Annotated in this window: 7 protein-coding genes and 1 pseudogene; 5 read left to right on the top strand and 3 right to left on the bottom strand. The window is 70.8% G+C overall.

The genetic code is table 11. The features are described from left to right. A pseudogene (locus KCH48_RS21620) lies at nucleotides 1–1,488 on the top strand (AfsR family transcriptional regulator); the annotation flags it as partial. Between the two features lie 19 nt (nucleotides 1,489–1,507). On the opposite strand, the gene KCH48_RS21615 reads toward KCH48_RS21620, so the two are convergent. From KCH48_RS21615 to panB, 3 genes are all read right to left on the bottom strand, one after another. Next, nucleotides 1,508–2,323 carry an ABC transporter permease gene (locus tag KCH48_RS21615; RefSeq protein WP_210576301.1) on the bottom strand — a complete coding sequence of 272 codons (816 nt, stop codon included), beginning with the start codon at nucleotides 2,321–2,323 and terminating at the stop codon, nucleotides 1,508–1,510. Further along, on the bottom strand, nucleotides 2,320–3,336 hold the full coding sequence (locus KCH48_RS21610; protein ID WP_210576300.1) for an ATP-binding cassette domain-containing protein: 1,017 nt from the start codon (nucleotides 3,334–3,336) through the stop codon (nucleotides 2,320–2,322). The genes KCH48_RS21615 and KCH48_RS21610 overlap by 4 nt, the downstream gene beginning before the upstream one ends. Nucleotides 3,337–3,592: 256 nt before the next feature. Further along, nucleotides 3,593–4,471, bottom strand: coding sequence for a 3-methyl-2-oxobutanoate hydroxymethyltransferase (panB, locus tag KCH48_RS21605; RefSeq protein WP_210576299.1), 879 nt, complete (start codon nucleotides 4,469–4,471; stop codon nucleotides 3,593–3,595). 187 nt (nucleotides 4,472–4,658) lie between these two features. On the opposite strand from panB, the gene KCH48_RS21600 reads away from it, so the two are divergent. The 4 genes from KCH48_RS21600 (at nucleotide 4,659) to KCH48_RS21585 (ending at nucleotide 9,479) form a co-directional block, all read left to right on the top strand. Beyond that, a complete protein-coding gene (locus tag KCH48_RS21600) occupies nucleotides 4,659–6,248 on the top strand; it encodes an MFS transporter (RefSeq protein WP_210576298.1) in 1,590 nt (529 codons plus the stop codon). 51 nt (nucleotides 6,249–6,299) lie between these two features. Then, a complete protein-coding gene (locus KCH48_RS21595) occupies nucleotides 6,300–6,932 on the top strand; it encodes a TetR/AcrR family transcriptional regulator (RefSeq protein WP_210576297.1) in 633 nt (210 codons plus the stop codon). Nucleotides 6,933–7,119: 187 nt separating this feature from the next. Next, nucleotides 7,120–8,169 (top strand): endonuclease/exonuclease/phosphatase family protein, encoded by a 1,050-nt coding sequence (locus KCH48_RS21590; RefSeq protein ID WP_210576296.1) that lies wholly within the window; start codon nucleotides 7,120–7,122, stop codon nucleotides 8,167–8,169. Between the two features lie 92 nt (nucleotides 8,170–8,261). Further along, nucleotides 8,262–9,479: an MFS transporter gene (locus KCH48_RS21585; RefSeq protein ID WP_210576295.1), complete on the top strand. Its 1,218-nt coding sequence runs from the start codon at nucleotides 8,262–8,264 to the stop codon at nucleotides 9,477–9,479. Nucleotides 9,480–9,482: the final 3 nt, after the last annotated feature.

Here is a 9,482-nt window from a genome sequence, read left to right as displayed (position 1 = left end):
GGCGGGCGCCCCGCCGCCGAGCGCGCGCATCTGACGTACTACCGCGAACTCGCCCGCACCACCGACCCGTTGCTGCGCGGCCCGCGGCAGCGTGCCGCCATCGAACGCCTGGAGCGCGAGTACGAGAATCTTCGCACCGCCCTGCGCCGCGCCGTCGCCCTGCGCGACGAGCAGGAAGCGCTGTGCCTGGTGCTGTCACTGTCCTGGTACTGGCAGATGCGCGACCTGCGGATCGAGGCCCGCAACTGGTGCCGTGAGGTCAAGGACCTGGGCCCCGACCCCTTCACGGCGTCGGCCCGAGTGGCCGAGCCGCTGTGGGAGCGCTGCACGGACGTGCCGCCGCCCTGGACCGGCCTGGTCCTCGACGAGGCGCGGCGCGGCGTCCATCTGGCCCATCTCGCCTGTATGGACACCGAGCTGGACGCCTGGCAGACCGACGAGGCGCAGGAGAGGCTGCGGGTCATCGCCGCGAGCTACGAGCCCGGCCTGCCGCAGAACTGCCGGACCCCCGGGATGTTCTGGTTCTTCGCCGTGATGCTGACCGGCGACATGGACCGGTTGCGCACGATCATCGACGCCTCCGTCGCCACCTGCCGGGACACCCCCGGCTACGAGTGGGAACTCGCCGCCGGCCTCCAGATGCGGGCCAACTTCCTTGCCAACCGCGGCGACTGGGCCGGCGACGCCACCCGCGACGCCGACGAGGCGCTGGAGATCTACCGGCGCCTCGGCGACACCTGGGGCGTCGCGGAGGCGCTCTCGGCCCGTGCCGAGAGCCGCGAGCGCGCCGGCGACCTCCGCCTCGCCGTCGCCGACTACGAGGCGGCCGTCGAGCACGCCGAACGGCTCGGCGCCCGCGCCCATACGTCCGTGCTCCAGGCCCGGCTCGGCGGCGCGCTGCTGGAGATCGGCGAGGCCGAGCGCGGCGAACGCCTCCTGCGCGACGTCATCGCCGAGCGCGACGGCTCCCACCACGAGGCCATGCCCTTCGCCCGGCTCTTCCTCGCCGGCTGGCTCGGTATGACCGATCGCGTCCCGGAGGGCCGCGAGCAGCTCCGGCTGCTGCGCGAGGAGTTCGCCATCGCCCACTTCGTCGTCTTCGACGCCTCCATCCTGGGGCTGGCCGCCTGGCTGGACGCGGTCGACGGCTGCCACGAGGAGGCTCTCGAGAAGCTCCGGCGGGCGCTGGTCCATGCCAGGGACCCGCTGTCCGAGGCCTTCGCACCGCAGATGCGCACGACGTATCTGACCACCGCCGCCCTCGCTCTCGCCGGTCTCGACGGCGGCCGCCGGGCCCGCGACGCCGCCTGCTGCCTCGGCGCCGCCGACGCCCTGATGCCGCCCCGCCATGTCCCGTCGACTCTGGAGCGCGCCTGCCGCGAACGGGCCGAGCAGCCGCTCCGGCAACTGCTCGGCGACGAGGAGTACGAGAGGGCGTACGCGGAGGGCGGCGGCCTCTCCCCGGAGGAGGCCGCCGCCCTGGTGTGAGCCGCACCTTTGGTGAACGTCAGTTCTTGGTGCGGAACTTGTGGATCGCCACCGGCGCCATCACCGCCGTGATCGCCACCGACCAGCCGAGCGTCACCCACAGGTCGTGCGCGACCGGGCCGCCCACCATCAGTCCGCGCGACGCGTCCGCGAGCGTGGACAGCGGGTTGTAGTCGGTGAACGCCTCCAGCCAGCCCGGCATCGAACTCGTCGGCGCGAAGATCGACGAGCCGAACTGCAGCGGGAACAGCACCAGGAAGCCCATCGCCTGCACGGACTGCGCGTTCTTCAGGATCACGCCCAGGGTGAGGAACACCCACATGATGGACGAGGCGAACACCGTGGACAGGCCGACGGCCGCGAACAGACCGGGCCAGTCCTTGATGTCGAAACCGACCAGCACGGCGACGATCATCAGCACCGTCGTCGCGAACAGCATCCGCAGCAGCTCGACCGAGATCTTCGCGAACAGCACCGAGCCGCGCCCGATCGGCAGGGACCGGAAGCGGTCCATGACACCGGAGTTGAAGTCCTGGCTGAAGCCGGTGCCGACGCCCTGGGAGAGCGTCATGCTCATCATCGCGATCATGCCCGGGATGACGTACTGCACATACCCGTCCTGACCGCCGCCCAGGGCCTGGCCGATCGAGCCGCCGAAGACGTACACGAACAGCAGGGTGAAGACGACCGGCATCAGCAGGGCGTCGAACATCGACTCGGGGTCCTGCCGGATCCACAGCAGGTTGCGGCGGACCAGGGCGCCGGTGTGGCGCAGATGACCACGCACGGGGATGCGGGCGTCGTCCTTGACAGGGGCAATGGTTGCGGCGCTCATACGGCGACCTCCTCGCGGTCATCGGCGGGCACGGCGTCCTGCGGGGCGCTCGCGCGGTGGCCGGTCAGGGACAGGAACACCTCGTCCAGGCTGGGCAGTTCGGTGGTGATGGAGCTGATCGTGATGCCCCGCGCGACGACCGCGCCGGTCACGGCGGTGAGCTGCTCGTCGCTGAGGATCGGCACCAGGACGGTGCCGGCCTCGGTGTCGACGGTGGTGGTGGCGAGGCCGGTGATGCCCAGCTCGTCGAGGTCGCGGGCGAGCGGGCGCAGTTGGAGCGGGTCGGCCGGCTTGATCCGCAGGGTGCGGCCGCCGACCTTCGCCTTCAGCTCCTCGATCTCGCCGTTCGCGATGACCTTGCCGCGGTCCACGACGGTCAGTTCGGAGGCCAGTTGCTCGGCCTCCTCCATGTACTGGGTGGTCAGCAGGACGGTCACGCCGTCCCCGACCATCCGCTTGACCTCGTCCCACACCTCGTTGCGGGTGCGCGGGTCGAGGCCGGTGGTGGGCTCGTCGAGGAACAGCACCTGCGGCCGGCCGATCATCGAGGCGGCGAGGTCGAGCCGGCGCCGCATACCGCCGGAGTAGGTGTTCGCCGGGCGCTTGGCGGCGTCCGTCAGCGAGAAGCGCTCCAGGAGCGCGTCGGCGCGGGCCCGCGCCTCCTTGCGCGGCAGGTCGAGCAGCCGCCCGATCATGTACAGGTTCTCCCAGCCGGGGAGCTTCTCGTCCACGGAGGCGTACTGCCCCGTGAGCCCGATCACCCGGCGCAGCATCCGGGGCTGCCGGACCACGTCGTATCCGGCGACGGTGGCCTGTCCGGAGTCCGGGGTGATGAGCGTGGACAGAATCCGTACGAGGGTGGTCTTCCCGGCCCCGTTCGGCCCGAGCACACCCATCACGGTGCCCTCCCGCACATCCAGGTCGACGCCGTCCAGCGCCTTGGTCTCCCCGTAGTGCTTGACCAGCCCCCGCACGCTCACTGCGACTGTGGCGTTCTTGTCGATTCGCGTCATGCCAGCGACAGTGCCAGCCCTCACCGACAAACCACCGACAGGCCACCGACAAGCGGCCGATGGCTCCGCCAAGCTGCGGGCAGTCGTGCCGCCTGGGGCGATGGGGGTCCCCCGCTCGAGCGAAGCCGAGAGTGGGGGAGGGTGGGCGCAGGCGGCACCCCGTCAGCGCCGGGCCGCGCGACCCACCCCCAGCCACGACGTGAGGCAGCCCGCCGACGGGGGATGATCGGCGGGCTGCCTGTGGTGCGACGGTGGCTCAGTGGACGGCGTGCTCCTCCGAAGGGAACGTTCCGCCGACGACATCCTCGGCGAACGCCTTCGCCGCGTTGCCCATGACCTCACGCAGGTTGGCGTACTGCTTCACGAACTTCGGCACCCGGCCGCCGGTCAGCCCCAGCATGTCGGTCCAGACGAGCACCTGCGCGTCCGTCTCCGGCCCGGCCCCGATCCCGACGGTCGGGATGTGCAGCGTGCGCGTCACCTCGGCCGCCAGCTCCGCCGGCACCAGCTCCAGCACCACCGCGAACGCCCCGGCGTCCTGGACGGACTTGGCGTCCCGCAGCAGTTGCTGCGCGGCCTCCTCGCCACGGCCCTGCACGCGGTAGCCCATCGCGTTCACGGACTGCGGCGTCAGCCCGATGTGCGCCATCACCGGAATCCCGGACTCGACGAGCAGCTCGATCTGCCGGTGCGACCGCTCGCCGCCCTCCAGCTTGACCGCCCCGACCCCAGCCTCCTTCACCAGCCGGGTCGCCGAGCGCAGCGCCTGCACCGGGCCCTCCTGGTAGGACCCGAAGGGCAGGTCGCCGACGATGAGGGCGCGGGACGTGCCACGTACGACGGCGGCGGACAGCATGGTCATCTCGTCGAGCGTGACGGGAACGGTCGTGTCGTACCCGAGGTGGCAGTTGCCCGCCGAGTCGCCGACGAGCATGACCGGGATCCCGGCCTCGTCGAAGACGGACGCGGTCATCGCGTCGTAGGCGGTGAGCATGGGCCACTTCTCGCCGCGCTCCTTGGCGCTGGCGAGGTCGCGGACCGTGATGCGGCGAGTGCTCTTGCCCCCGTACAGCGCCTTGCTGCCGTCGGAAGGTTTCTGCTGCTGCGCGGACTGGGCAGCGGGAAGCTGCGTCATGGCACGGCTCCTTACGTCATCTCGAGGCACCCTGACGGCGTCCCCGGATCCCCTCCATGGTGGCACCTCGTGCCATAGGACGGCTAGAGGACCCTCGTCACGTAGGAGAGGGGCCTCACGTAAGAGGTGGGTAAAAGGTTTACGATACGAGACGGTCTCGTATCGTAAAGGGATTATGCTCGGCGGCATGACTACCCCTGCCGTCCCCGACAGCCCTCGGATACCGGAAGCCGTGCACCGGCGCCGCTGGGCGATCCTCGGCGTCCTGATGCTGAGCCTGCTGATCGTGGTGCTCGACAACTCCATCCTGAACGTCGCCATCAAGACGATCTCGACCCCCGCGCCGACCGGTCTGGGCGCCACCCAGAGCGAGCTGGAGTGGGCGATCAACTCCTACACCCTGGTCTTCGCCGGCCTGCTGTTCACGGCCGGTCTCCTCGGCGACCGGCTGGGCCGCAAGAAGGTCCTGCTCGGCGGGCTCGTCCTGTTCGGCATCGGCTCCGCCCTCGCCGCCTGGTCCGGCTCGCCCACCGAGCTGATCACCTTCCGTGCGGTGATGGGCTTCGGTGCGGCGTTCGTCATGCCGGCCACCCTCGCCGTCCTCATGAACGTCTTCGAGCGCGAGGAGCAGCCGAAGGCCATCGGCATCTGGGCGGGCGGCGTCGGCCTCGCCATCGCCATCGGCCCGATCACCGGCGGTGTGCTGCTCGACCACTTCTGGTGGGGCTCGGTCTTCCTCATCAACGTGCCGATCGTGATCCTCGCCGTCGCGCTGATGGTGTGGCTGGTGCCCGACTCCCGTGACCCGAAGCCCGGCCGGCTCGACCCGGTCGGCGTGGTCCTGTCGGTGGTCGGCCTGGTCCTGCTCGTCTACGGCATCATCAAGGGCGGCCAGCTCGCCGACTTCACCGACCCGCAGGTGCTGGCGACGATCGGCGCGGGAGTGGCCGTACTCGTCGGATTCGTGGTGTTCGAGGCGCGCAGCGACCATCCGTCCATCGACGTCAGGTACTTCAAGAACAAGGTCTTCTCGGCCGCGATCGCCGCCATCGCGCTGGTCTTCTTCGCGCTGATGGGCGTGACCTTCTTCTCCGTCTTCTACACCCAGAGCGTGCGCGGCTACTCGCCACTGCAGACCGGCCTGCTGATGCTGCCGCTGGCCGCCGCCCAGCTGATCTTCGCGCCGCGGGCCCGGCTGATGGTCGACCGGTTCGGGAACCGGGCGACGACCACGGCGGGGATGCTGATCATCGCGGCGATGCTGGCCGCGTTCGCCACGCTGGAGGCGGACACGCCCATCTGGATCCTCGAGGTGATCTTCTTCCTGATGGGTACCGGCATGGCGCACATCATGACCCCGACCAGCGTCGTCATCATGCAGGCCCTGCCCCGCGAGAAGGCCGGCTCCGCCTCCGCCCTCAGCAACACCTTCCGCCAGGTCGGCGGCGCCCTGGGCATCGCGGTCCTCGGTTCGGTCCTGTCGGCGGCCTACCGCACCGGCGTCGAGGACAAGCTGGGCGCGCTCCCCGCCGACGTACGCCACACCGCGGGCGAGTCCATCGAGGCCACGCTCGGCGTCGCCGCGAAGCTCGGCCCCCAGGGGCAGTCCCTCATCGTCCCGGCCCACGACGCCTTCCTGCACGCCATGCACCTCACCGCGCTGTGCGGGGCGGGGGTCGCGGTGATCGGCGCCGTGGTGGTGGGCCTGTTCCTGCCGGGGAAGGCGGCGGCACGCCAGGAGAGCGAGGAGGAGCAGGAGTTGGTGCCGGCCGAGTAAGGGCCGTAGCCGGGAGAGAATCACCTCAGGCCACAGAAGGGACGGACCGACGTGAGCAGCCTCGCCGGCAGCGAACCCAAGCAGGAGGGCCCCGCCCGGGGCCGCCCCCGCAGCGAAGCGGTGGAGCGTGCGATCGTGGACGGTGTGGTGAAGCTCCTGGAGGAGGGCGTGCCGCTCGCGGAACTGTCCATCGAGCGCATCGCCCGCACCGTCGGCGTCGGCAAGGCCACCATCTACCGCCGCTGGAGCGGCAAGGAGGAGCTCTTCGTCGACGTCGTCCGCACGGCCGAGCCGCCGGAGCCCGAACTCCCCGGCACCTCGATGCGCGACGACCTCGTGGCCAGCCTCGAACAGCTGCGCAAGCGTGGGCAGATGACCCGTTCCTCCGCGCTGCTGCACAACGTCTACGCCCAGATGAAGAGCAGCCCGAAGATCTGGTCCGCGTACCACGCGGCCGTCGTCGAGCCGCGGCGCCGGCGCCAGATCGAGATCCTGCGCCGGGGACAGGCGGGCGGCGAACTCCGCACGGACATCGACGTCGAGCTGATGAACGACATGTTCGTCGCGCCCCTACTCGTCCGCACCCTGATGCGCCGGGACGCCGACCTCCCGGAGGGCATGTCGGAGCAGCTCGTCGACGCGGTCCTCGACGGACTACGCCCCGTCAGTTCGCCACCCGCGTAACCCGCATGTGCGGGGTACGTCACAGAGCGCGCTTTCCACGCCCGGCACCGGAACTGCCCGTGCCGACTTGTACGTCCTCGTGCCCGTACGCCCGTCGGAAGACGGCGGGAAAGGAGCCGATCATCCCCTAGGGTCTGTAGAACACAGGGGGACGGACGGTGTGCACGGCAGGTAGTGAGGCGACGGTATGGCGCAGCAGGCATACGTGACGGAGACGGACAACGACGGCTCGGAACCCGAGTCGCAAAGCTCCCGGTTCCGGCGCCTGCTCGGCAGACTGACCACCGGCTGGCGCGGCGACCCCCGGATCTGGCGCCGCGGCCTCGTCGTCGCCGTGCTGGCCCTGCTGCTCGCCCTGCTGATGGTGCTGCACTCGCGCATCCCGAACGCGGTCGGCAACCTCGGCAGCCTCATCGAGACCTTCCTGCCCTGGCTGGGGCTGTCCATCCCGGTGCTGCTCGTGCTGGCGCTGGTCCGCAAGTCGGCGACCGCGCTGATCGCGGTGCTGGTCCCGACGATCGTATGGCTGAACATGTTCGGCGGCCTGGTCACCGACAAGGCCGCCGGCGGCGGCGATCTCACGGTGGCCACGCACAACGTCAACGCCGACAACGCCGACCCGTCCGGCACCGCCCGTGATGTGGCCGCCTCCGGCGCCGACGTGGTCGCCCTGGAGGAGCTGAAGGGGGCGGTGGTGCCGACGTACGAGGACGCGCTGGCGTCGACGTACAAGTACCACTCCGTGGAAGGCACCGTCGGGCTGTGGAGCAAGTACCCGCTCTCCGCTGTCCGGCCCGTCGACATCAAGCTGGGCTGGACGCGTGCCATGCGCGCCACCGTGACCACGCCCGCCGGGCAGGTCGCGGTGTACGTCGCCCACCTCCCGTCGGTGCGGGTGAAGCTGGAGGCCGGGTTCACCGCCCGGCAGCGCGACAAGAGCGCCGACGCCCTCGGTGAGGCCATCGCCGACGAGAAGCTGCCGAGGGTCGTGCTGCTCGGGGACCTCAACGGCACGATGAACGACCGCGCGTTGAACGCCGTCACCGCCCAGATGCGCTCCACGCAGGGCGCGGCGGGCAGCGGGTTCGGGTTCAGCTGGCCGGCGTCGTTCCCGATGGCGCGGATCGACCAGATCATGGTGAAGGGCGTCGAGCCCGTGACGTCGTGGACGCTGCCGGAGACCGGGAGCGACCACTTGCCGGTGGCCGCGCGTGTGAAGGTCGACACGTCGTCTTAACCGCGAGGAATACCGGGCCTGAGAGAGTTTGTTCCGCAGCTGAACATAGACTCACTGCAGAACCCCGCTCTTGAAAGGCACAGGCACCCCTCATGCCCCTGGCCCTACTCGCCCTCGCCGTGGGCGCCTTCGGCATCGGCACCACCGAGTTCGTGATGATGGGCCTGCTGCCCGACGTCGCGGACGACCTGCACATCTCCCTCCCCGACGCCGGCCACCTGGTCTCCGCCTACGCCCTCGGCGTCGTCATCGGCGCCCCTCTGCTCGCCGCGGTCACCGCGCGCATGCCCCGGCGCAGGGTGCTGATCGGGCTGATGGCCCTGTTCGTGGCGGGCAACGCGCTCTCCGCCTTCGCCCCCGACTACGACTGGCTGCTCGCCGCCCGCTTCCTCAGCGGACTGCCGCACGGCGCCTTCTTCGGCGTCGGCGCGGTCGTGGCGACGAACATGGCCGCTCCCGAGCGCAAGGCACGCGCCGTGTCGCTGATGTTCCTCGGGCTGACCGTCGCCAACATCGCCGGCGTGCCCGTGGCCACGCTCATGGGCCAGTCCCTGGGCTGGCGTTCGACCTTCATCGGCGTCAGCGTCATCGGCGTCCTGGCCGTCGTCGCCCTGGCGCTCCTCGTCCCCCGCGACGGCACGCACGCACCCGGCGCCGGCCTGCGCGGCGAACTCGCGGCGCTGAAGTCGCTGCCCGTATGGCTCGCCCTCGGCACGACCGTCGCGGGCTTCGGCGCGCTCTTCTCCGCGTACAGCTACATCACACCGATGCTCACCGACTCCGCCGGGTACGCCGACTCCAGCGTGACCCTGCTGCTCGCCCTCTTCGGCGTCGGCGCGACGGCCGGCAACCTGCTCGGCGGACGCCTCGCGGACCGCTCGATGCGGGCCACGCTCTTCGGTGGCCTGATCTCGCTGGCGGCGGTCCTGGCACTGTTCCCGGTCCTCATGCGCACGGCATGGAGCGCACCTGTCGCCGTCGTCCTGCTCGGCACGGCCGCCTTCGTCACCAGCTCCCCGCTCCTGCTGATGGTCATGGAGAAGGCGTCCTCGGCCCCGTCGCTGGCGTCCTCCGCCAACCAGGCGGCGTTCAACCTCGCCAACGCCGGGGGAGCGTGGATCGGCGGCCTGGCCCTCGCCGCGGGCTTCGGCGTGACGTCTCCGGCGCTCGCGGGCGCGCTGCTTGCCGTACTGGGGCTGGGAGTCGCCGGGGTGGCGTACGGCGTGGACCGGCGGCGCGCGCCGCTGGCCGGGCGGGAACGGCTGGTTGCGGGGAACGTGCCGCAGCAGTCGGAGACGGTGCGTTCCTGACGG

The sequence above is a fragment of the Streptomyces sp. GESEQ-4 genome (assembly GCF_017948455.1).
Lineage (GTDB): Bacteria > Actinomycetota > Actinomycetes > Streptomycetales > Streptomycetaceae > Streptomyces.
Note: the sequence above shows the minus strand (reverse complement) of the source record. Positions and strands in the feature narration are given on the sequence as shown.

Bases quoted from the DNA above. Each gene is read 5' to 3' on its own strand.
- panB (WP_210576299.1), bottom strand. From the start codon at position 4,471: ATGACGCAGCTTCCCGCTGCCCAGTCCGCGCAGCAGCAGAAACCTTCC.
- KCH48_RS21590 (WP_210576296.1), top strand. From the start codon at position 7,120: ATGGCGCAGCAGGCATACGTGACGGAGACGGACAACGACGGCTCGGAA.
- KCH48_RS21610 (WP_210576300.1), bottom strand. From the start codon at position 3,336: ATGACGCGAATCGACAAGAACGCCACAGTCGCAGTGAGCGTGCGGGGG.
- KCH48_RS21615 (WP_210576301.1), bottom strand. From the start codon at position 2,323: ATGAGCGCCGCAACCATTGCCCCTGTCAAGGACGACGCCCGCATCCCC.
- KCH48_RS21600 (WP_210576298.1), top strand. From the start codon at position 4,659: ATGACTACCCCTGCCGTCCCCGACAGCCCTCGGATACCGGAAGCCGTG.
- KCH48_RS21585 (WP_210576295.1), top strand. From the start codon at position 8,262: ATGCCCCTGGCCCTACTCGCCCTCGCCGTGGGCGCCTTCGGCATCGGC.